Below are 22,087 nucleotides of genomic sequence, written 5' to 3'. Positions count from 1 at the left end.
GCCCGGTCCCATTCCGAACCCGGAAGCTAAGGCCACCTGCGCCGATGGTACTGCACTCGACAGGGTGTGGGAGAGTAGGACACCGCCGGAACATCCTTTCACGATAGGGGACCCAATTCTGGGTCCCCTATCGTCGTTTGGGGCGCTTTAGCGCCCCTGGCGCCGTCGAGTCCGAGCCCCGCCGACGGCACGTGATTCAATTTGATGGGGCCCTGAACAACCTCAGCGGAACCTAGAAGGGGATCACCGTGTCCGAAGACAACGACGGTCGGAAGCCATTCCGACGTAGCGCTTCCTCCTCGGGTCAGCGCGACGCCGGTTCGGACCGGCCGTCTCGCGGCACGGGTGGCTCGTACGGATCTTCGCGCGGCGGTTTCGACCGCAAAGGCGGGTCCGGTGAACGCGGTGAGTCCGGTGGACGCGGTGGCTTCCAGCGCCGCGAGGACCCCGGTAGCCGTGGTGGTTCTGGAAGACGCGAGGACTCCGATAGTCGCGGCGGTTTCGACCGCGGCGGCGAACGTCGCGGCGGTTTCCGGCGCGGTGAGGGCTCCGGCGAGCGCGGCGGTTATAGTTCGCGCGGTTCTTCCGAAGAGCGCGGTGGTTTCCAGCGCCGGGGAGAGTCGGGCGAACGCGGCGGTTACGAGCGCCGCGGCGATTCCGGAGAACGTGGCGGATTCAAGCCGCGCCGCGACTCCGATGACAAAGGCTTCAAGCCACGCGGTGGCTCCGAGGATCGCGGCGGCTACGGTCGCGGCGGTTCCAGCGAGCGCGGTGGATTCCAGCGCGGCGGCTCGGGAGATCGCGGCGGCTTCGAGCGCCGTGGCGGTTCCGGTGAGCGTGGTGGTTCCGATCGTGGTGGTTCCGAGCGCGGTGGGTACCAGCGCGGCGGTTCCGAAGAGCGTGGCGGGTTCAGCCGCGGCGGCTCGGGCGAGCGTGGCGGATTCAACCGTGGCGGATCGGGTGAACGCGGTGGTTACGAGCGCCGTGGCGGCTCGGGCGAGCGTGGCGGGTTCGAGCGCCGTGGCGGTTCCGGTGAGCGTGGTGGCTTCGATCGTGGTGGTTCCGAGCGCGGTGGGTACCAGCGCGGTGGTTCCGAAGAGCGTGGCGGGTTCGGCCGCGGCGGCTCGGGCGAGCGCGGTGGTTACGAGCGGCGCGGCGATTCCGGAGAACGTGGCGGATTCAAGCCGCGCCGTGACTCCGATGACAAAGGCTTCAAGCCACGCGGCGAGCGTGGCGGTTTCGACCGCGGCGGGGATTCCGGCGAACGGCGCGGGTTCTCCGGGCGCGGCGAGGGTGAGCGTGGCGGATACGAGCGCCGCGGTGACTCCGGAGAACGCGGCGGTTTCCAGCGCCGTGGTGATCGTCCCGACTTCGCTCGGCGCGAAGGCGGTCGCGGCGATGCCGAGGATCGTGGTTTCGATCGCGGCGAGAGCGGCGATCAGGGCGGTTTCAAGCGCCGGAGCGAATCGGGCGAGTACGACCGCGGGCAGCAGGATCGTCGTCGCGGTGGCGAGGGCGCTCGCACCGGTGGCCGTTCCATGGATCGGCGCCCGCCGCGTCCCGAGGAACCTGATCTGCCGGACGACGTGCAGGCGTCCGATTTGGACACCGCCGTCCGTCGCGATCTGCTGAGCCTGGACAAGGGCAATGCCGAGACCGTGGCGCGGCACCTGGTGATGGCGGTCCGCCTCGTCGAGGACGATCCGCGCTTGGCGCTCGCGCACGCACGCGCCGCCAGACAGCGCGCGGGCCGGATCGCGGTGGTGCGTGAGACCGCGGGCGTCGTCGCTTACCACGCGGGCGAGTGGGCGGAAGCGCTGTCCGAGCTGCGTACTGCCCGGCGCATGTCCGGCGGGCACGGTCTGCTCGCCGTGATGGCCGACTGCGAACGCGGTCTCGGTCGTCCCGAGCGCGCGATCGAGCTGGGGCGTAGCGACGAAGCCCGCACGCTGAGCGGTGACGAGGCCACCGAGTTGCGCATCGTCGTGGCGGGTGCGCGCATGGATCTCGGCCAGTACGACCAGGCCGTGGTGACGCTGCAAACGTCCGACCTCGACCCGGAGCGCACCGGCTCCGCTGCGGCTCGCCTGTTCTACGCCTACGCCGACGCCCTGGTCGCCGCGGGTCGCACCGACGAGGGCCTGACCTGGTTCCTCAACGCGGCCTCCGCCGACCTCGACGGCGAGACCGACGCCGAGGAACGCGCCGACGAACTGACCGGCGACACCGACCTGTAGTCCGCACCGACCGCGCTGGACTGCGCGGCAAACGCGGCCGCGTTGTAATCGTCGCCGGGTCCACACTGCGCCACGCCGCTTCAGGCGCTCGATGCGCGGCGGCTGAGGGGCCGACCGTGAAGCGCCGTCGCGGAACGGGTTTCGCAACCCGTGGGCGACCGAAGCCGTGCTCAGCACGTTGGGCCGGATCGTCCGCCCGGCGCTGTGTGCTCGGCAACGCGATGCCCTATCTGTCGGCCGCCTGACGTAGGGTCGAGGCCTCGGCGTGTGGTCGAGGCGCTCGGATCGGCGGGCGTGCGCCGCGACTCGGCCATGGCGGATCGATCCACGGCGAGCGGCGCGACGAGCCTTGGGCGCGCACGGAATTGGGCACGGCACGGTGACACGAAGTGAGAGTGGTGTGAAGCGGCTACGAGATCGCTACGAAGCCCTGTTGCTGGACCTGGACGGCACGCTGTATCGCGGTTCGGCGGTGATCGAGGGTGCGCCGGAAGCGTTGGCGGGCAACGGCGAGTCGGAGCAGCGGCTCGTGTACGTCACCAACAACGCGAGTCGCGGCCCGGAGGTGGTGGCCGAACATCTGGCGGACCTGGGTTTCCCCGCGACCGCTGAAGACGTGGTGACCAGTGCCCAGGCGGCCGCGCGGTTGCTGGCCGAACGCCTGCGCCCCGGCGCCGAAGTGCTCGTCGTCGGCACCGACGATCTGGTCGCCGAGGTCGACGCGGTCGGCTTGCGCGGCATCCGCCGCTTCGACGGGACCGTGCCCGCCGCCGTGGTGCAGGGGCATTCGCCGCAGACGGCTTGGCCGGATCTGGCCGAGGCCGCCTACGCGCTGCGTGCCGACGCGCTCTGGGTGGCGGCCAACACCGACAAGACCCTGCCGAACGAACGCGGTCTCGCACCGGGCAACGGCGCGATGGTCGCCGCGCTGCGCGCCGCCTCGGACCGCGAGCCGATCGTCGCGGGCAAACCGTACGCGCCGCTGCTGGAGGACGCGCTGGTGCGCGCCGGAACCCGCAGCGCACTGGTCGTCGGGGACCGGATGGACACCGACATCGAGGGCGCGCAGCGCGTCGGACTCGAATCGCTGCTCGTGCTGACCGGCGTGAGCACCTTGGACGAGCTGCGCACCGCACCCGAGACACGCATCCCCACCTACGTCGCGGATTCCCTGGACGCGCTGAACCACCCGCCGGTCGACGACGACTCGACCGACGACCTGTCCGAGCGGCTCCGGCGCTACCCCGGTCGGGCGGTGACCGTGCGCGCGCCCGATTCGGAAATCCGATAGCGTTGGCAACACGATGACTACTCCGACGCCCCGCCCGCAGGGACCCGGCGTGCCCGGTTCCGGACCGAACGCGCCCCGCCCCGGCATCCCGCTGCCCGGCAGGCATCTGCCCGGCGCGCAAGGTCGCCCGGAGCCCGCCGACCCGGACCGGATCCGCGGCGAGATCGACAGCCTGCTCGCCGAGCTCGACGCGCGCGGCGCCGCCTTCGGGGCGGCCCCGGAGAGCGCGGAATCCGGCGTCGACATCACCCGGCGCGCGCGCATCCTGGAGCAGGCACACGACGTGCTGGTCCAGGCCCTGGCTACGGTGGACAAGATCTGAGGTGGCCAGGCGCGCGCGAGTGGACGCCGAACTCGTTCGCCGCGGGTTGGCGCGATCGCGGGAGCACGCGGTCGAGCTGATCGGCGCGGGTCGGGTCCTGATTGCTGGATCGGTCGCCACCAAACCGGCGACCGCGGTGGAGGCGGGTACCCCGCTGCTGGTGCGGGAGGAGCCCGACGAGGTGCAGTGGGCCTCGCGCGGCGCGCACAAACTCCTCGGCGCGCTGGAGCGATTCGAGGCCGAGGGCGTGCGTGTCGCGGGCAAGCGCTGTCTCGACGCGGGCGCGTCCACCGGCGGGTTCACCGATGTGCTGCTCAGCAGGGGCGCGCGTGAGGTGGTGGCCGTCGACGTCGGGTACGGCCAGCTGATCTGGCGGTTGCAGAACGACGACCGGGTGCGCGTGTACGACCGCACCAACGTCCGCAATCTGACACCCGAACTCATCGACGGCACGGTCGAACTCGTCGTCGGTGACCTGTCCTTCATCTCGCTCGGCTTGGTGCTGCCCGCCCTCGCCGCCTGCGCCGCCGACGGCGCCGACCTGCTGCCCATGGTGAAACCGCAGTTCGAGGTCGGCAAGGAACGGGTCGGCTCCGGCGGTGTGGTGCGGGATCCGGCGCTGCGCGCGGAGGCCGTGCGGACGGTCGCCGCGGCGGCCGCCGAGCACGGGCTGCGCACGCTCGGCGCGGTGGCCAGCCCGCTGCCGGGTCCGTCGGGCAATGTCGAATACTTTCTGTGGCTGCGCAAGGACGGGCAGTTCGAATACGACGCGGAGCAGGTCGCTGCTCTGGTCGAGCGTGCGGTTGAGGAGGGTCCACAGTGAACGCGGTGGCGCCGGAATCCGGCGGCCGGGAGATCCTGCTGGTCTCGCATCCGGGCCGGGCCGAGATCATCGAGACCGCCCACCGGGTGGCGAAGATCTTCACCGAGGCGGGAATCGGGCTGCGGGTTCTGGACGACGAGGCCGACAGCACCCGCTTCGACGTCGAGGCCGGGCCGGACGCGGTGGCCCTCGCGGCGCCGGGCGGCTACCCGGTGCGGGTGGTCGAGCACGGCCCGCACGCCGCGGTCGGCTGCGAGATGGTGCTGGTGCTCGGCGGTGACGGCACGTTCCTGCGCGCCGCCGAACTGGCGCGTCCCGCGTCGGTGCCGGTGCTGGGAATCAACCTGGGGCGCATCGGTTTTCTCACCGAGGCCGAGGCCGAGCACTTGGACGAGGCCTTGGGCCAGGTGGTGCGCGGCGATTACCGCATCGAACACCGGATGACGATCGACCTGTCGGTCCGGGTGGACGACGAGGTGGTGGAGACCGGCTGGGCGTTGAACGAGGCCAGCATCGAGAACGCTTCGCGGATGGGCGTGTTGGAGGTGGTGCTCGAGGTCGACGGGCGCCCCGTCTCGTCGTTCGGCTGCGACGGCATCCTGGTCTCCACGCCGACCGGTTCCACGGCCTACGCTTTCTCGGCAGGTGGTCCGGTGGTGTGGCCGGAGCTGGAGGCGCTTCTGGTGATCCCGAGCAACGCGCACGCCCTGTTCGCGCGGCCGCTGGTGACCAGCCCGGAGTCAAGGATCGCGGTGGAATCCGTTGCCACGGGCCACGATGCGATAGTTTTCCTGGACGGCAGGCGCACCATGGCGCTGCCGAAGGGCGGCCGCGTCGAGGCCGTCCGCGGCGCCGAACCGGTGCGCTGGGTGCGGTTGGACTCCGCGCCGTTCGCGGACCGGATGGTGCGCAAGTTCCAGTTGCCTGTGACCGGCTGGCGAGGCCGACGGCGAACGGAGAGCACACGTGCTGACAGAGATCAGGATTGACAGCCTCGGCGTCATATCCACGGCCACGGCGCAGTTCCACGAGGGTCTCACCGTCCTGACCGGTGAGACCGGCGCGGGCAAGACCATGGTGGTGACCAGCTTGCATCTGCTGAGCGGCGCCCGCGCGGACGCGGGACGGGTGCGGCTGGGCGCGGCGCGCGCGGTCGTGGAGGGCCGGTTCACCGTCGAGGACGTGAACGAGGCCGCCCGCACCGAGGTCGGGCAGGTGCTGGAGTCGGCGGCGGCCGAGGCCGACGACGACGGCAGCATCATCGCGATCCGCACGGTCGGCAGCGACGGACGCTCGCGTGCGCATCTCGGCGGGCGCGGTGTGCCCGCCTCGGTGCTCGCCGATTTCACCGCGCCGCTGTTGACCGTGCACGGACAGAACGACCAGCTGCGCCTGCAACGCCCGGAACAGCAGCTCAACGCGCTCGACCAGTTCGCGTCCGAGACCGTCGGCCCGCTGCTGCGCAAGTATCAGGTGCACCGCCGCTCCTGGCTGGACGCACGCAACGAGCTGCTCGAACGCACCGCGCGCAGCAGGGAATTGGCGTTGGAGGCCGATCGGCTCAAGCACTCGCTCGCCGAGATCGACGCCATCGCACCCGAACCCGGCGAGGACGTGCGGATCGTCGGTGAGGTGCGCAGACTGAGCGACCTGGATTCGTTGCGCGAGGCCGCGGCGACCGCGCACGACGCGCTCGCCGGACCTGCCGACGCGCCCGAAGACGGTTCCGGCGCACTGGAATTGCTCGGCGCCGCGCGCTCGCGGCTGGAATCGGCCGACGATCCGGCCCTGTCCGCGCTCGCGCCGCGGCTGGGCGAGGCCATCGCGGTGGTCGTCGACCTGACCACCGAGCTGAGCGGTTACCTCTCCGACCTGCCGTCGGATCCCGGCGCGCTCGATTCGCTGCTGACCAGGCAGGCCGAACTCAAGAGCCTCACACGCAAGTACGCGCCCGACATCGACGGCGTCATCGCCTGGGCCGACGAGGCGCGCGCCCGGTTGGATTCGCTCGACGTTTCCGAGGAGGCACTGACCAAGCTTGCCGCGGAGGTCGACATCGCCGCCGAACGCGTGCGCGCGGCGGCCCGCAAGCTCACCGCGGCCCGCACCAAATCCGCGGGCAAGCTGGCCGCGGCGGTCAGCGCCGAGCTCGGTGGTCTGGCGATGGGGAAGGCGCGGTTGGAGGTCGAGGTGCGTCCGGTGCCCGCGGGCGCCCAGGATTCCGCGCCGCTGACCGTCGACGGCGCCGAACTGCACGCGGGTTCGTCCGGTGTGGACGAGGTCGAGTTCCGGCTCTCCGCGCATTCGGGCGCGCAGTCGCTGCCGTTGAGCAAGAGCGCTTCCGGTGGCGAGCTGTCGCGGGTGATGCTCGCGCTCGAGGTGGTGCTCGCCAGTTCCGATCACGGCGCGACGATGGTGTTCGACGAGGTCGACGCCGGTGTCGGCGGCCGGGCCGCGGTGGAGATCGGCCGCAGGTTGGCCAGGCTGGCGCGCACTCACCAGGTCATCGTGGTGACGCACCTGCCCCAGGTCGCGGCGTTCGCCGACACGCATCTGGTGGTGGACAAGTCCGATGACGGCAAGGGCAAGGTCAACAGCGGGGTTCGTGCGCTCACCAAGGACGAGCGCGTCATCGAGCTGGCCCGCATGCTCGCCGGTCTGGAGGACACCGAGACCGGTCGCGCGCACGCCGAGGAACTCTTGGAGACCGCCCGCGCCGAGCGCGCCACCGCCTGAAGTCCCGAACGCGAAGGCCCTCGTCCCGAAAGTACTTCGGGGCGAGGGCCTCGTCACGCAAGTCTTTTCGGCGCGCGTCCCGGGCTCAGAGTGGCTGGTGAGAACCCAGTGCGGCCGGAGTGATCAGCGGAACGCCTTCTGCGCGCCCTTGATGAACTGGTTGATCAGGACCCGCAGGCCGGCCTCGACCGCCTTGGCCGGCACCGGCAAGCTCGGCTCCGACTCCATCGTGTACGTCACCCGGGTGCCGCCCTCGGCGTCGGCGAAGGTCACGATGCCGACGTGGCGCTTCACGGGGACGCCCTTGACGATCTTGTATTCCATCCGCTCGCCGGGCACCAGCTTGGTGGTCTCCTCGATGAAGCCGACGGTACCGCGGCCCACCACGTACTGAGCGCCCACACCCGAGGGCGTCGGGGAGCCCGGCTTCTTCAGGGTGAACTGCACGCCGGGGAGGTGGCCGTTGATGCCGTCCCGTTCGGCGAAGAACTTGTAGACGGCCTCGCGCGGGGCGGGGATTACGGCGTCGACGGTGCTGCTGGCCATGCGTTTCTCCTCTTCGAGCTGTCTGTGACGGAAGTGTATAGGTACCACGTCACGCGCCGGAGTGCCGTGTAGGCGCGGTCACATTCCGTCGATTCGGTTTCGGTCCGCGCTGACGGGCAACTGCGGGTACATCGACAGCCGAAAATCAGGAGGACGACCATGTTCCGAACGGGTCTTCGCTTGGCGTTCATCACCGCGGCCGCCGCCTCGGCGGTCGTGCTCGGCGGCGCGCTGGCCGCCGCGGCCCCGACGCTCACCGCCGACACCGCCGAGGAAGGCAGCATCGCGGTCGGCAGCAACCCGGAGGGCGAGCAGTGGACCTGCGCGCTGATCGGCTCGGCCGAGCAGCAGGGGAGCCGCTTCGACATGGCGCGGGCCGGGGAGAGCCGCGGCGGATTCGCCGCGGGCAGCACGGTGACCGCGGGGTGCCTGAACACCCAGTCGTTCGCCATCACCGTCGTCACGGGCGTGACCTCGCTCGACGACGAGGACTGACGCGGCCTGGAAAGACTTCGTCCGACGGCTCATCAACGCCGCCGGTATATCCGAACACTCGGCGAGGAGACCCGCATGAAGGCCGTGACGTGGCAGGGCAGGCGCAAGATATCGGTCGATTCCGTGCCGGATCCGCGCATCGAATCGCCCACCGACGCCATCGTGCGGGTGACGTCCTCGGGCATCTGCGGTTCCGATCTGCACCTCTACGAAGTGCTCGGCGCGTACATGAGCGCGGGCGACGTGCTCGGGCACGAACCCATGGGCATCGTCGAGGAGGTCGGCTCGGAGGTGACCGGTCTGGCGAAGGGCGACCGGGTGGTGGTGCCTTTCCAGATCAGCTGCGGTCGATGCGTGATGTGCGCGGCGGGTCTGCCGACCCAGTGCGAGACAACGCAGGTCCGCGACTACGGCAGCGGCGCCGCCCTGTTCGGTTATTCCAAGCTCTACGGACAGGTGCCTGGCGGGCAGGCCGAATACCTGCGGGTGCCGTACGCCGAGCACACGCACATCAAGGTGCCCGAGGGCCCCGATGACGACCGTTTCCTCTACCTTTCGGACGTGCTGCCCACGGCGTGGCAGGCCGTCGAGTACGCCGGGGTGCCGGACGGCGGCTCGGTCACCGTGCTCGGTCTCGGTCCCATCGGTGATATGGCCTGCCGGGTCGCCGCGCAGCACGGCTACCGGGTGATCGGCGTCGATCGTGTGCCCGAGCGTCTGGCGCGGGTCGCCGCGCGCGGCATCGAGGTGCTCGACTTCGAGGCGGTCGGCGCGCCGCTGGGCGACGTGATCCGGGAGATCACCGAAGGCCGGGGGACCGACGCGGTGATCGACGCCGTCGGTATGGAGGCGCACGGCTCGCCGTTCGCCTCGATCGCCCAGCGCTCCGCGGCCTACCTGCCGGACGCCGTGGCGCAGAAGCTGATGGACAACGCCGGTATCGATCGTCTCGCCGCACTGCACTCGGCGATCGACATCGTGCGCAGGGGCGGGACGATCTCGCTGGTCGGCGTGTACGGCGGAATGGTCGATCCGATTCCGATGCGGGTGCTGTTCGACAAGCAGATCCAGCTGCGCATGGGCCAGGCGAACGTCACCCGCTGGGTCGACGACATCATGCCGCTGCTGGTGGACGGCGATCCGCTCGGCGTGGAATCCTTTGCCACGCACCGTCTTCCGCTGTCCGCCGCGCCGGAGGCCTACGCGATGTTCCAGCAGAAGTCCGACGGCGCGGTGAAGATCGTGCTGGAACCGAGCGCCTGATCTAGGCCCTGCCTAGCGCCGCTTGCGCATCGTCAGCACGCCGGCGATCCAGCCGACGGCGAACATGACGAGCAGGATCAGCCACATCGGCGACTGCACGCTGATCAGCAGGAATTCGATCGTCACCTTGGTGCGGTTCTCCAGGACGAACAGCACCGCGAGCACCGTCAGAGCGAGCGCGGCCCATTGCGTCGGCGAGATCCGCGACAAGAACGAACGGGATTCGGTGGCCATCGGTCGATCCTCTCTGCCCGGGTGCGCCGTCGCCTGCCGTGCCGTCGCCGCTCCCGACCTCGGCGACGCCGCGAACGTGCTCGGCATTGAGAAGTCGCTTCAATGTAGCCGAGGCGCTCGAGTGGCGGCGGCGATGACATGTAATTGCCGCCTCGACCTCAGCTGTTGGCGACGTAGGCGTCGATCTCGCGGAGGTAGCCGTCCAGGCGCGCCGGGGTCAGCCAAGACGCGGAATTGCGGGCCAGCTCCACCAGCCGGTCGTCCTCGACGATGTTGGTGCCGTGGTCGAGCCGGTCGACGCTGATCTCCTCCAGCGCTTGGCGGATGTGTTCGCGGGAGTCGGGTTGATCGATGTCGCAGTGCATGGTGAGCAAGAAGCCCTCGCGGCGAGCCCGTTCGAATGCGGCGGCGAACTTGCGCGGCGGGTTGCCGCGCTCGTCGGAGTCCAGGCCGACGCCGATGATGATCCAGTCCCGGTAGGGCAGCGCTTGCATCAGTGTGGAGGCCGATTTCCGAGGTTCACAGTGACTGCTGGAGCTCGGCGGCGAACTCGTAGCTCGCCTCCCACCCCGTGGGCGACGGCGCGAGGATCACCCGTTCGGCGCCGGCGGTGGCGTATTCGGCCAGTTGGTCGGCGGCCTGCCCGGGAGCGGTGGCCAGCGGCGGGGCGACCACGGTGATCGTCGGCGCGGTGCGACCGTATCCGTCGGGGAGCGTGGACAATTCGCGTGCGCTCGCGGAGACTTGCGCGGGACTCGCGCCGATCGTGATCCAGCCGTCGGCGTACTCGGCCGCCCGCCGCCGCGCCCGTGGACCGTCGCCCGCGACCAGAACCGGTGGCATCGTCGCGACGGGGGCGAGGGCGAGTTCGGTTCCGTCGGTGAGGGTCACCGGTTTTCCGGCGACCAGGTCGGGGAGAAGGCGCAGCGCCTCGTCGGTGCGTGGGCCGCGCTCGGCGAAGGACGCGCCCGCCGCGCGCCAACCGACGTCGCCGTGGGCCGGATTGCCGGTGCCGACGCCGAGCAACAGGCGGTTGTCCGACACATACTGCAACGCGCCGATCTGCCTGGCCGCCCAAGTGACCGGGCGCAGGGCGAGGATCAGCACCCCGTAGCCGACGCGCACGCGGTGGGTCGCGGCGGCCGCCGTGGCCAGCACCACCGTGCTGTCCAGAATCGGGCCGCTGGCCACCAAATGATCTGCGGCCCAGACCAATTCGAGCCCCGCCGCTTCGGCGAAGCTCGCGGCCGCACGGACGTCACCGAGCATCGGGTGTTCGGGATCAGGGGAGGAGGTGGGCAGGATGACGCCGAGCTGCAAAGTCATGCCCGCGACGTTACGAGCGGCTCCGACCGCGGCCAATGTCGCGAAAGCTCATCCTCATGTCACCGACGCTCACCGCGAAATCTTCTGCTCATCAGTGATTTCGACAGTGCGGGAATCTCGCGTCCGATCGCACCAGGCGCACCTGAACCGGCGCACGAGATCAGGCGGCGTCGGTGAGTTGGGTGAGCACGCACAGCCAGCGTCCGTCGTGACGCACGAACACATCGGTGGTCCATTCGTCGGCGTCGACGCGCCCGCCCTCGTAGTGCGCCGTATTGCGAACCCGCACCGTCAGCGTCGCGACGTCCCCGTACACCTGGATCCGAGGCTCGCCGACCCGCTCCATCATCGAGTGGCTCAGCGTCCCGGCGCCGACCAACTCGAGAAATCGCGCCCCCTCCGACACGCCGTTCGACGAAACGAAAACCCAGTCGTCGGAGACGAATTCGGCGATCAGCCGGGCATCGTTGGCTACCAGCGCCGCCAGCCACTCGTCATAACGCCGCCGGATCTCTTCCGCGACCGATCCATTCTCGATTGTCCCTGAGCTCCTCATACCGAAGCACGGTAGACCGCGTGGGCGCAGGCGGCTTGGACGAAAGGAACCCACCATGTCAGCGTTTCGGGCTTGGTGACTTCCTGCATGGTCGGCTGCGCCAGTCCGGCGCGGGCGACGACGCGCAGCGCGGCGTCGCAAACTCATGCCTCGAGCGGCAGCGCTGTCCGAGACGCGTGCGACGTGGAGGCAACCAGTCCGGTCGGTTCGAAAATGGGACAGGCTTGTATCACTGTGACGAATGGGGCGGGTGGTTCCGGCGCGCCTCCACCAGTGGTTGAGAGTTTGCGGCCATCATCGGGCCATGAGGATGCTGGCGTTGTTGTCGAAGAACACCGAAACGCTGCCCGGTCTGACCGGGACGGCCCGGGTGGATCGCAACACCCGGCGCCTGCTGCGACGGATCGGTCCCGGCGATGTCGTCGTACTCGACGAGATGGACCTGGATCGGATCACCGCCGATCGGCTGGTGGAGGCGGGTGTGGTCGCGGTGATCAACACCTCGCCCTCGATCTCCGGCCGCTACCCGAACCTGGGCCCGGAAGTGTTGGTGTCCAACGGCATTCCGCTGCTGGACACGGTCAGTTCCGACGCCTTCACCAAGATCAAGGACGGCAGCCGGGTCCGCATCGACGGGGGCGTCGTCTACGCGGACAAGCTGACCAAGAAGGAGCCGGAGGTCTTGGTCGAGGCCATCGAGCTCACCGAGGCCACCGTCGCCGAGCGGATGATCGAGGCACGCAACGGACTGGCCGATCACCTGGAAGCCTTCGCGGGCAACACCATCGAGTACGTCCGCACCGAGAGCGCGCTGCTCATCGACGGCATCGGCGTTCCCGAGCTGGAGCTCGACATGAAGCGCAGGCACGTGGTCGTGGTGGCCGACGGCCCCGACCACGCCGACGACCTGAAGCGGCTCAAGCCGTTCGTCAAGGAGTACACACCGATCATGGTCGGCGTCGGCCGCGGCGCGGACACCCTGGTGAAGCAGGGCTACCGGCCCGATCTGATCGTCGGCGATCCGGAAGAGATCACCTCGGCGACCATGAAGTGCGGCGCGGAGGTCATCCTGCCCGCCGACACCGACGGCCACGCCAAGGGCCTGGAGCGCATCCAGGATCTGGGCATCGGCGCGACCACCTTCCCGTCCTCCGGCGCGCCCGCCGACCTCGCGCTGCTGCTGGCCCACCACCACGGCGCCGCGCTGATCGTGACCGTCGGCGCGGCCGCCTCGCTGGACGACTTCTTCGACCGCGGCCGCCGCGACAGCAACCCGGCCACCTTCCTGACCAGACTCAAGCTCGGCACCAAGCTGATGGACGCCAAGGCCGTCGCCACCCTGTACCGCAACCGGGTGTCGGGCGTGGCGATCGCGATGGTGGTGCTGGCCGCGCTGATCGCGGTCATCGTGGTGCTGCTCGCCTCCAACTCCGGCGGCGAACTGCTCGACTGGGGCGTCGACACCTGGAACCGCCTCTCGGTTCGGGCCGAGGGCCTCCTACAAGACCTGTCGAACACTCAGGGGCGGTAATGATCTCACTGCGCCAGCACGCGACCTCCCTCGTGGCCGTCTTCCTCGCGCTCGCCATCGGCGTGGTGCTCGGCTCGCAGACGCTCGCCGCGGACCTGCTCTCCGGACTGCGCGCGGACAAGACCGAACTGCGTCAGCAGGTCGACGCGCTCGGCGAACAGAACCGCCATCGCACCGACCAGCTCGACGCCGCCGACCGGTTCATCGCGGGCTCCGCGGACCGCATTCTGGGCGGTGCACTCGGCGCTCGCTCGGTCGTAATCTTCACCACTCCGGACGCGGACGCCGCCGATATCGAGGCGGTGTCGAAGGGCATCCAGACCGCGGGCGCGACGGTGGCGGGCCCGATCGCGCTGACCGACGCGTTCACCGACGCGACCGAAGGCGACCGGCTGCGCACCGCGATCACCAACGTCATCCCGGCTGGCGCGCAGCTGCGCACCGGCGGCGTCGACCAGGGCAGCATGGCGGGCGATCTGCTCGGCCTGGTGCTGCTGCTCGATCCGGCCACCGCGCAACCGCGCAGCACCCAGCAGGAGCTGAGCCTGGTGCTGGAGACCCTGCGCGGGGGCGGCTTCCTCGCCTACGGCGACACGCCGGTGCAGCCCGCCCAGCTCGCGGTGGTGGTGACCGGCAACGGCGCGAAAGCCGCGGAGAACAGCCAAGGTTCGAATCTGGCCCGGTTCGCGGGCGGACTGCGCGGGCGCGGCGCGGGCGTGGTGCTCGCGGGCCGTTCCGGCGCGGCCGAGGGCGCGGGACCGATCGCGTCCGCCCGGTCCGACGCGACGCTGGCCACCACCCTGACCACCGTGGACAATCTGAATCGGGAGATCGGCAGGGTCACCGCCGTCCTCGGGCTCAGCGAACAGCTCAACGGCGGCGCGGGGCGATACGGCACCGGCGCGAAGGCGACCTCGCTCACCCTCGCCGCGCTGCCGGGCTGAACTCGCGGACCGCCGCTATCCGCCGCACGTGCGAACGCCGCCGGGCGATCCCGCTCACAGTCGCAGACCCGCCGCTCTGACCGAGTTCTGGCGATCGGTCAGCAAACGTGCGTGGCGTTCGTTTCACCGGGCTCGGACGTGTTACCGTGAAGACCCGTGGGTCAAACACGGATTCAGACGCGAACCGCTACCAAACACATCTTCGTCAGCGGTGGTGTCGCGTCCTCATTGGGTAAAGGCCTTACCGCTTCGAGCCTCGGTCAGCTGCTGACGGCGCGCGGTCTGCGCGTCACCATGCAGAAACTCGACCCTTATCTGAACGTCGATCCGGGCACCATGAATCCGTTCCAGCACGGAGAGGTGTTCGTGACGGAGGACGGCGCCGAGACCGATCTGGACGTCGGCCACTACGAGCGATTCCTCGACCGGGACCTGTCCCGCGACGCGAATGTGACCACGGGGCAAATCTATTCGTCGGTGATCGCCAAGGAGCGCCGCGGCGAGTACCTGGGCGACACGGTGCAGGTGATCCCGCACATCACCGACGAGATCAAGAGCCGCATCCTCGCGATGAGCGGCCCCGATCTGCAGGGGCAGACGCCCGATGTGGTGATCACCGAGATCGGCGGCACCGTCGGCGACATCGAGTCGCAGCCCTTCCTGGAGGCCGCCCGGCAGATCCGCCACGACGTGGGCCGCGACAACGTCTTCTTCCTGCACGTCTCGCTGGTGCCGTACCTGGCGCCCTCGGGCGAGCTGAAGACCAAGCCGACCCAGCACTCGGTGGCCGCGCTGCGCAACATCGGCATCCAGCCCGACGCGCTGATCCTGCGCTGCGACCGCGAGGTGCCGCAGGCGCTCAAGAGCAAGATCGCGCTGATGTGCGACGTCGACGTGGACGCCTGCATCTCCACCCCCGACGCTCCCTCCATCTACGACATCCCGAAGGTGCTGCACCGCGAGGGCCTGGACGCCTACGTGGTGCGCAGGCTCGGCCTGCCGTTCCGCGACGTGGACTGGACCGTGTGGGGCGATCTGCTCGATCGCGTGCATCAGCCGCGCGAGGAGGTCGAGGTCGCGCTGGTCGGCAAGTACGTCGACCTGCCCGACGCGTACCTGTCCGTCACCGAGGCGCTGCGCGCGGGCGGGTTCGCCTCGCGCGCCAAGGTGAAGATCCGCTGGGTGCCCTCCGACGAATGCGAGACCGAGTCCGGCGCGGCGGCCGCGCTGCGCGACGTGGACGCGGTGCTGATCCCCGGCGGCTTCGGCATCCGCGGCATCGAGGGCAAGGTCGGCGCGATCCGCTTCGCCAAGACCAGGAAGATCCCGCTGCTCGGGCTGTGCCTCGGCCTGCAGTGCGTGGTGATCGAGGCGGCCCGCTCGGTCGGCCTCGCCGATGCCAACTCGGCCGAGTTCGAGCCGGACACCACGCACCCCGTCATCTCCACCATGGCCGACCAGAAGGACGTCGTGGCGGGCGAGGCCGATCTCGGCGGCACCATGCGCCTCGGCGCGTACCCGGCGACCCTGGAGAAGGGGTCCGTCGTCGCGCAGGCCTACGGCGCCGAGCACGTGTCCGAGCGGCACCGGCACCGCTACGAGGTGAACAACGCCTACCGCGACAAGATCGGCACCAGCGGTCTGAGGTTCAGCGGCACCTCGCCCGACGGGCACCTGGTCGAGTTCGTCGAGCTGCCCGCCGACGTGCACCCGTTCTTCGTCGCCACCCAGGCGCACCCGGAGCTCAAGAGCCGCCCGACCCGCCCGCATCCGCTGTTCGCGGCGCTCATCGCGGCGGCGCTGAAATACAAGCTGGCCGAACGGCTTCCGGTGGACATCCCCGGCGAGGAACTGGCGAACGCGGAATAGGCATCGAAGTGAGCGACAGAGGGGGAGATGTGCCGGGACGTCACGAATTCGAGACCGTCGCGAGCAAGACGCTCTACACCGGCGCGATCCTGGCGCTGCGCCAGGATCGGGTGGCGATGCCCGGCGGGCACGTGGTGGAACGCGAGGTCGTCGAGCACCACGCCGCCGTCGCGGTGGCCGCGATCGATGACGACGACAACATCGTGCTGATCCGCCAGTACCGGCACCCGCTCGGCGCCCGGCTGCTCGAGCTGCCCGCGGGCCTGCTCGACATTCCCGGCGAGGACCCGCTCGCGGCGGCGAAGCGGGAACTCGCCGAGGAGACCGGGCTCGCCGCACGGGAATGGGCGGTCCTCGTCGACGTGGCGCTCTCGCCGGGATTCACCGACGAGGCGCTGCGGGTCTACCTGGCCAGCGGGCTGTACGACACCGACCGGCCGGACCCGGAGTTCGAAGAGGCGGATCTGGAACTGGTCCGGATGCCGGTCACCGAGGCGGTGCGCGCGGCGCTGGCCGGGGAGATCACCAACGCCACCGCGGTGGCGGGCGTGCTCGCCCTCGTCGCGGCGCGCTCCGGCGACACGCCGCTACGGCCCGCCGAGGCGCCGTGGCCTGGCCAACCCACCGCGCTGCTGCGGCGTAAAGCGGCGCCACCGCCGGAAAGCTGACAGGATTCGAGGGTGATCGCGCGCGAGATCGACTCCTACCTCGACCATCTCGCTGTCGAGCGCGGAGCCGCGCGCAACACCCTCGGCGCCTATCGCCGCGATCTCGATCGCTATCGCGACTTCCTGATCGGGCGCGGCGTCACCGAATTGGATCGTGTCGCCGAATCCGATGTCGCCGAGTTCACCGTCGCCCTGCGCGCCGGTGGCGAGCAGCATCCGCCGCTGGCCGCGAGCTCGGTGGCGCGCGCGTTGATCGCGGTGCGTGGACTGCACCGCTTCGCCGCGGCCGAGGGACTCACCAGAACCGATGTCGCGCACGCGGTGAAGCCGCCCGCGCCGGGTAGGCGGCTGCCCAAGGCACTGCCCTACGACAAGGTGCTGCGCCTGCTGGAGGCGGCGGGTGGCGGCGCCATCGCGGACGAGGAACAGAACGCGGTCGACGGCGGACCGCGCGGGCTGCGCGACCGCGCCCTGCTGGAACTGCTCTACTCCACGGGCGCGCGCATCTCCGAGATGGTCGGCCTCGACGTCGACGATCTCGACACCGACGACCGCGCCGTCGTCCTGCGCGGCAAGGGCGGCAAACAACGCATGGTGCCGATCGGCCGTCCCGCGCTGTCGGCGGTGGACGCCTATCTGGTGCGCGGGCGTCCGACACTGGCCGCGGCGGGCAAGAACGTCGCGGGCGCGCTGTTCCTGAACGCGCGCGGCGGGCGGCTGTCGCGCCAGAGCGCTTGGCAAGTCCTGCAGACCGCGGCGGAACGCGCGGGAATCGGCGCGGCCGTCTCGCCGCACACCCTGCGGCACTCGTTCGCGACGCACCTGCTCGACGGCGGCGCCGACGTGCGCGTGGTGCAGGAACTGCTCGGCCACGCCTCCGTGACGACCACCCAGATCTACACGCTGGTCACCGTGAACACGCTGCGCGAGGTGTGGGCGACCGCCCATCCGCGCGCCCGCTGAGCCGCGCACGTCGGCGTCGACCGCTCGTCGCCGACCCGGACAGCGGGTATCGTCCGAAATCGAAGTGCTTCCGGCAGCTCGGTCGTGACACGTGCGGCGAGTCGGGGTGGGAGAGCATCGCGACAGCAACGCGGGTGTCGCGTGTCCGAGCGCGGGTCTCGCGCGGTCAAGCGGTAGCGTCTACCGAGAGCTGGACCGTACGAAAGCGAGGTCGGGCCCGATCGGCCTCGCTAGGCTCGGCGAGGCAACGGGCAGGAACGTCTAAGGAGCAGCGGATCGTGACGACAGCCGGCGCGGCGGAGCCGCCGATGGGTGCTGGGGCGCAGCCGCTTACGGGGCCCCGGTCGGACGGGTACTCGGACGCCGCGGCGGAAACGCTGTGGGACAGCGGGGTCGAGCCCGTTCCGGAGAGCCCGGAACTGGGACCGACCGGACGCCCACTGCGCCTGGTGCCCGACCCGCCGCCGGTCGCCCGGCACGGCGAGGCGCTCATCGTGGCCATGTGCAACCAGAAGGGCGGAGTCGGCAAGACGACCTCCACCATCAATCTCGGCGCGGCACTGGCCGAATACGGCCGCCGCGTGCTGCTGGTCGATTTGGATCCGCAGGGCGCGCTCTCGGCCGGACTCGGCGTCGCCCACCACGATCTCGACCTCACGGTGCACAACCTGCTCGTCGGCAGCCGCACCTCCATCGACGACGTGCTGATGCGGACCAAGGTCGAGAACATGGACCTGCTGCCGAGCAACATCGATCTCTCGGCCGCGGAGATCCAGCTCGTCAACGAGGTCGGCAGGGAGCAGACCCTCGGTCGCGCACTGGAACCCGTGCGCGACCGCTACGACTACATCCTCATCGACTGCCAGCCTTCGCTCGGCCTGCTCACCGTCAACGCGCTGGCCTGCTCCGACGGCGTCATCATTCCGATGGAGTGCGAGTACTTCTCGCTGCGCGGGCTCGCGCTGCTCAACGACACCGTGGAGAAGGTGCGCGACCGGCTGAACCCGCGGCTGAGCCTGTACGGCATCGTTGTCACCATGTTCGATGCCCGCCTACTACATTCGCGCCAGGTGATGGCGCGTGTCGTCGAGGTCTTCGGCGAGCTGGTCTACGACACCGCCATCGCGCGCACCGTCCGCTTCCCGGACGCGAGCGTGGCCGGTGAACCCATTACCACGTGGGCGCCGAAATCCGGTGGCGCCGAAGCGTATCGGTCGATGGCGCGGGAAGTCATCCACCGGTCCGGCCGGTGAGCGAGGCAGCGGACCCCGCACGAACGACGACTACGCAGACGATCGGCCCGCACGTTGTCGCGCGGGGCGATTCGGACGAGCCGCGTGAACCCGCGGAATTCGGCGATGCGGTGCGACCGGACGATGCCGCGGAGTCGAGTGATGCCGCGGAGCCGCGTGATTCGACGACCACGGGCGATGCCGAGCAGGGCGGATCCGGATTCCGGCTCAAGCTCAGCAATTTCGAGGGGCCGTTCGACCTGCTGCTCACCCTGATCAGCTCGCGCAAGCTGGACGTCACCGAGGTGGCGTTGCATCAGGTCACCGACGAGTTCATCGCCTACACCAAGGCGATGACCGCGAGCATGAACGAGCAGAGCGGGCTGCGCGCGGACAAGATCCTCGACCAGACCACCGAATTCCTGGTCGTCGCCGCGACCCTGCTCGACCTGAAGGCCGCGCGGCTGCTGCCCTCCGGTGAGGTCACCGACGCCGAGGATCTGGAACTGCTGGAGGCGCGCGACCTGCTGTTCGCCCGGCTGCTCCAGTACCGGGCGTTCAAGCAGGTCGCCGAATTGCTCGGTGAACTGGAGGCGGTCGCGCTGCGCCGCTATCCGCGCTCGGTCGGCCTGGAGGAGCGGTTCGCCGGTCTGCTGCCCGAGGTTACGCTGGGAGTCGACGCGGCCGGATTCGCCGATATCGCCGCCGCGGCGTTCCGCCCGCGCCCGACGCCTAAGGTCGGGCTGGACCACCTGCACGCACACGCCATCTCGGTCGCCGAGCAGGCCGCGCTGGTGCTGGAACGACTGAAGGCGCGCGGCGCGGGCGGGTGGACGACGTTCGCCGAGCTGGTCGCCGACTGCGAGATGCCGGTGCAGATCGTGGCGCGCTTCCTCGCGCTGCTCGAGCTGTACCGGGGCAAGACCATCGAGTTCGACCAGCCCGATCCGCTCGGACCGCTCGCGATCAGCTGGATCGGCGAGCCCGAGGACGGAGCACCGGCGCAGGCCGTGACGATCGAGGAGGACTACGGGTGACGGACTCGACCATCGACACCGCCGCCGACGGTGCGGTAACCGACAGCGCGGCTCGATCTCGCGGGAGCGACGCAGTGGTGTCCGACACCCCCGAGACCCTCGACGACGCCGAATTCCGCTCCGCGCTGGAGGCGATGCTGCTCGTCGTCGACGCTCCCGCCCCGGTAGAACAGCTGGCCGCGGCCTTGGACGACACCACCGAACGGGTGGAGTCGGTGTTACGCGCGATGTCGGCGGAGCTGACCGCGCGCGGCAGCGGCATCGATCTGCGTTTCGTCGGCGACGGGTGGCGCTTCTATACTCGCAGCGAGTACGCACCGTATGTGGAGCGCGTACTGCTCGACGGCGCCAGGACCAAATTGACGCGGGCGGCGTTGGAGACATTGGCGGTGGTGGCCTACCGCCAACCGGTGACCAGGACCAGGGTGAGCGCCGTTCGCGGCGTGAACGTCGACGGCGTGATGCGCACGCTGCTCGCCCGCGGGCTGATCGCCGAGGCCGGGGTCGACCCGGAGACGAACGGCACGCAGTACCGCACGACCGAACTGTTCCTGGAACGGATCGGACTTGCCTCGCTGTCCGATCTGCCACCGCTGGCGCCACTGCTCCCGGGCGTCGACCTGATCGATGAGATCAACGAGAGCCTGGAAACGGACCCCCGTTACACCAGGTTGAGGAAACCCGCCGAGGCCGATTTGGATCTCGGCACCGAGGATTGACAGGACAGATGAATACTTCCGCTCGCCGAGATGGCACACCGGATCGTAGGAACAACAGCGGCCAGCCCGCCAGGGGCGGCGCCGCACGCAACGTAGGCGCCCGCGGCGCCAGGGCAGCCCAGCGCGGCGGAACCGCGCGCGGCGCCGCACCGTGGGGGTCGGACGACAGGGGCGGCGCACGGCGCGGCGCGGGAGGCGCGAGCCAGGGCGGATCCGCCCAGCGCGGCGCGGGCCAGCGCGGTTCCGGTCAGCGTGGGGCGGCGCAGCAGGGATCGAGCCATGGCGGTTCGGGTCAGCGGGGACGCGGCGGCTCCGGCCAGGGCGCTTCCACGCAGCGCTCCTCGTGGGGCCAAGGCGCGGCCAAGGCTCCGGCCGCTCGCAAGGCGAAGAATCCCAAGCCGCAGCGCCAGATCCCCGCGCAACCGCTGCTGAGCAACGCCAAGCCCGCACGCCGCCAGAACGTCGAGCCGGCGAACACCGAGGGCCCGGCCAAGCTGCCGTGGGGCGAGGGCGAGCGGCTGCAGAAGGTGCTCGCCAAGGCGGGCGTCGCCTCGCGGCGCGCGGCCGAGGAGATGATCGACCAGGGCCGAGTGGAGGTCGACGGCGCGATCGTGCGCGAGCAAGGCCTGCGCATCGACCCGCAGACGGCGGTGGTCCGGGTCGACGGAACCCGCGTCGTGGTTCGCGACGAACTGGTGCACGTCGCCCTCAACAAGCCGAAGGGCTGGCAGTCGACCATGTCCGACGATCTCGGTAGGCCCTGTGTCGGCGATATCGTCGCCGAGCGGATCGCGGCCGGACAGCGGCTGTTCCACGTCGGACGGCTCGACGCCGACACCGAGGGCCTGCTGCTGCTGACCAACGACGGTGACCTGGCGCACCGGCTCATGCACCCCTCCTTCGAGGTGTCCAAGACCTACCTCGCGACCGTCAACGGCGAGGTCAACAACAAGATCATCGGCAAGCGGCTGCGCGACGGCGTCGAACTCGAGGACGGCCCCGCCAAGGTGGACCGCTTCCAGGTGCTCGAACTCGGCGAGGGACGCTCGCTGGTGAAGATCGTGTTGCACGAGGGGCGCAAGCACATCGTGCGCCGACTGCTCGACGCGGTCGGCCATCCGGTGACCCGGCTGGTGCGCACCCATATCGGCCCGGTGGCGCTGGGCGATCAACGGCCGGGCACGCTGCGTGTCCTCGGCCGCGATGAAATCGGCAAACTCTACGAGGCGGTGTCGTTGTGAACGGTGTGGAGATTCCGGTCGAGGCTCCCGGTCGGCTGGCCGGCCGAGCTCCGC

The 22,087-nt window shown here is 70.1% G+C and carries 21 protein-coding genes, 1 rRNA gene and 2 pseudogenes; 18 read left to right on the top strand and 6 right to left on the bottom strand.

Translation table 11 applies throughout. The annotated features are described in order from the left end of the window. Positions 1-91, top strand: a 5S ribosomal RNA gene (gene rrf / locus AB0H49_RS27260); the annotation flags it as partial. 7 nt (positions 92-98) lie between these two features. On the opposite strand, the gene AB0H49_RS27255 is transcribed toward rrf, so the two are convergent. Then, positions 99-1,670 (bottom strand): hypothetical protein, encoded by a 1,572-nt coding sequence (locus AB0H49_RS27255; RefSeq protein ID WP_357255523.1) that lies wholly within the window; start codon positions 1,668-1,670, stop codon positions 99-101. On the opposite strand from AB0H49_RS27255, the pseudogene AB0H49_RS27250 reads away from it, so the two are divergent. From AB0H49_RS27250 to recN, 6 genes and pseudogenes are all read left to right on the top strand, one after another. Further along, positions 1,557-2,237 (top strand): annotated as a pseudogene (locus tag AB0H49_RS27250) (hypothetical protein); the annotation flags it as partial. The gene AB0H49_RS27255 and the pseudogene AB0H49_RS27250 sit on opposite strands and share 114 nt — an antisense overlap. Positions 2,238-2,637: 400 nt before the next feature. Beyond that, positions 2,638-3,528 (top strand): HAD-IIA family hydrolase, encoded by an 891-nt coding sequence (locus AB0H49_RS27245; RefSeq protein ID WP_357255521.1) that lies wholly within the window; start codon positions 2,638-2,640, stop codon positions 3,526-3,528. Between the two features lie 13 nt (positions 3,529-3,541). Then, positions 3,542-3,850, top strand: a complete 309-nt coding sequence (locus AB0H49_RS27240; RefSeq protein ID WP_357255519.1) for a hypothetical protein — start codon at positions 3,542-3,544, stop codon at positions 3,848-3,850. Between the two features lies 1 nt (position 3,851). Next, positions 3,852-4,673 (top strand): TlyA family RNA methyltransferase, encoded by an 822-nt coding sequence (locus AB0H49_RS27235; RefSeq protein ID WP_067788262.1) that lies wholly within the window; start codon positions 3,852-3,854, stop codon positions 4,671-4,673. Then, a complete protein-coding gene (locus AB0H49_RS27230) occupies positions 4,670-5,662 on the top strand; it encodes an NAD kinase (RefSeq protein WP_355003103.1) in 993 nt (330 codons plus the stop codon). Before AB0H49_RS27235 ends, AB0H49_RS27230 begins: the two co-directional genes overlap by 4 nt. Next, positions 5,640-7,409, top strand: a complete 1,770-nt coding sequence (gene recN, locus AB0H49_RS27225) for a DNA repair protein RecN (protein WP_357255517.1) — start codon at positions 5,640-5,642, stop codon at positions 7,407-7,409. The genes AB0H49_RS27230 and recN overlap by 23 nt, the downstream gene beginning before the upstream one ends. Positions 7,410-7,532: 123 nt before the next feature. Here recN and AB0H49_RS27220 read toward each other — a convergent pair whose 3' ends face one another. Continuing rightward, positions 7,533-7,955 carry an SRPBCC family protein gene (locus AB0H49_RS27220; protein WP_355003105.1) on the bottom strand — a complete coding sequence of 141 codons (423 nt, stop codon included), beginning with the start codon at positions 7,953-7,955 and terminating at the stop codon, positions 7,533-7,535. Between the two features lie 159 nt (positions 7,956-8,114). Here AB0H49_RS27220 and AB0H49_RS27215 point away from each other — a divergent pair, with 159 nt between their 5' ends. Continuing rightward, positions 8,115-8,450 (top strand): hypothetical protein, encoded by a 336-nt coding sequence (locus AB0H49_RS27215; protein WP_355003106.1) that lies wholly within the window; start codon positions 8,115-8,117, stop codon positions 8,448-8,450. 75 nt (positions 8,451-8,525) lie between these two features. Next, positions 8,526-9,713, top strand: coding sequence for a zinc-dependent alcohol dehydrogenase (locus AB0H49_RS27210; protein ID WP_355003107.1), 1,188 nt, complete (start codon positions 8,526-8,528; stop codon positions 9,711-9,713). A 12-nt stretch (positions 9,714-9,725) separates the two neighbouring features. Here AB0H49_RS27210 and AB0H49_RS27205 read toward each other — a convergent pair whose 3' ends face one another. The 4 genes and pseudogenes from AB0H49_RS27205 to AB0H49_RS27190 all read right to left on the bottom strand — a co-directional run bounded on the left by AB0H49_RS27205 (position 9,726) and on the right by AB0H49_RS27190 (position 11,829). Further along, positions 9,726-9,947 carry a lipopolysaccharide assembly protein LapA domain-containing protein gene (locus tag AB0H49_RS27205; protein WP_355003108.1) on the bottom strand — a complete coding sequence of 74 codons (222 nt, stop codon included), beginning with the start codon at positions 9,945-9,947 and terminating at the stop codon, positions 9,726-9,728. A 158-nt stretch (positions 9,948-10,105) separates the two neighbouring features. Further along, a pseudogene (locus AB0H49_RS27200) lies at positions 10,106-10,456 on the bottom strand (hypothetical protein); the annotation flags it as partial. Between the two features lie 10 nt (positions 10,457-10,466). After that, a complete protein-coding gene (locus AB0H49_RS27195; protein WP_357255514.1) occupies positions 10,467-11,273 on the bottom strand; it encodes an LLM class flavin-dependent oxidoreductase in 807 nt (268 codons plus the stop codon). Between the two features lie 160 nt (positions 11,274-11,433). After that, positions 11,434-11,829 (bottom strand): nuclear transport factor 2 family protein, encoded by a 396-nt coding sequence (locus AB0H49_RS27190; protein ID WP_355003110.1) that lies wholly within the window; start codon positions 11,827-11,829, stop codon positions 11,434-11,436. Between the two features lie 304 nt (positions 11,830-12,133). Here AB0H49_RS27190 and steA point away from each other — a divergent pair, with 304 nt between their 5' ends. From steA to AB0H49_RS27145, 9 genes are all read left to right on the top strand, one after another. Next, positions 12,134-13,360 carry a putative cytokinetic ring protein SteA gene (steA, locus tag AB0H49_RS27185; RefSeq protein ID WP_355003111.1) on the top strand — a complete coding sequence of 409 codons (1,227 nt, stop codon included), beginning with the start codon at positions 12,134-12,136 and terminating at the stop codon, positions 13,358-13,360. After that, entirely contained in the window at positions 13,360-14,304 is a 945-nt protein-coding gene (locus tag AB0H49_RS27180) for a copper transporter (RefSeq protein WP_355003112.1), read from the top strand. The genes steA and AB0H49_RS27180 overlap by 1 nt, the downstream gene beginning before the upstream one ends. A 156-nt stretch (positions 14,305-14,460) precedes the next feature. Beyond that, complete coding sequence (locus AB0H49_RS27175) at positions 14,461-16,173, top strand: CTP synthase (protein WP_357255511.1); 1,713 nt, start codon at positions 14,461-14,463, stop codon at positions 16,171-16,173. A gap of 8 nt (positions 16,174-16,181) precedes the next feature. Next, positions 16,182-16,841 carry an NUDIX hydrolase gene (locus tag AB0H49_RS27170; protein ID WP_357255509.1) on the top strand — a complete coding sequence of 220 codons (660 nt, stop codon included), beginning with the start codon at positions 16,182-16,184 and terminating at the stop codon, positions 16,839-16,841. A gap of 12 nt (positions 16,842-16,853) precedes the next feature. Next, positions 16,854-17,804: a site-specific tyrosine recombinase XerD gene (gene xerD, locus AB0H49_RS27165; RefSeq protein WP_355003115.1), complete on the top strand. Its 951-nt coding sequence runs from the start codon at positions 16,854-16,856 to the stop codon at positions 17,802-17,804. A gap of 308 nt (positions 17,805-18,112) precedes the next feature. Next, entirely contained in the window at positions 18,113-19,057 is a 945-nt protein-coding gene (locus tag AB0H49_RS27160) for a ParA family protein (protein WP_355003456.1), read from the top strand. After that, positions 19,054-20,073 (top strand): segregation/condensation protein A, encoded by a 1,020-nt coding sequence (locus AB0H49_RS27155; protein WP_357255507.1) that lies wholly within the window; start codon positions 19,054-19,056, stop codon positions 20,071-20,073. Before AB0H49_RS27160 ends, AB0H49_RS27155 begins: the two co-directional genes overlap by 4 nt. Positions 20,074-20,147: 74 nt before the next feature. Further along, positions 20,148-20,792, top strand: coding sequence for an SMC-Scp complex subunit ScpB (gene scpB, locus AB0H49_RS27150; RefSeq protein ID WP_355003457.1), 645 nt, complete (start codon positions 20,148-20,150; stop codon positions 20,790-20,792). An 8-nt stretch (positions 20,793-20,800) separates the two neighbouring features. Then, positions 20,801-22,033, top strand: a complete 1,233-nt coding sequence (locus tag AB0H49_RS27145; protein ID WP_357255505.1) for a pseudouridine synthase — start codon at positions 20,801-20,803, stop codon at positions 22,031-22,033. The last annotated feature ends 54 nt before the right edge of the window (positions 22,034-22,087 follow it).

Origin of the sequence: Nocardia sp. NPDC050713 (genome assembly GCF_040654315.1) — a bacterium.
In the GTDB taxonomy this organism is placed as follows: domain Bacteria; phylum Actinomycetota; class Actinomycetes; order Mycobacteriales; family Mycobacteriaceae; genus Nocardia.
The sequence above is the reverse complement of the archived record's forward strand: the minus strand, read 5'-3'. Positions and strand labels throughout refer to the sequence as shown.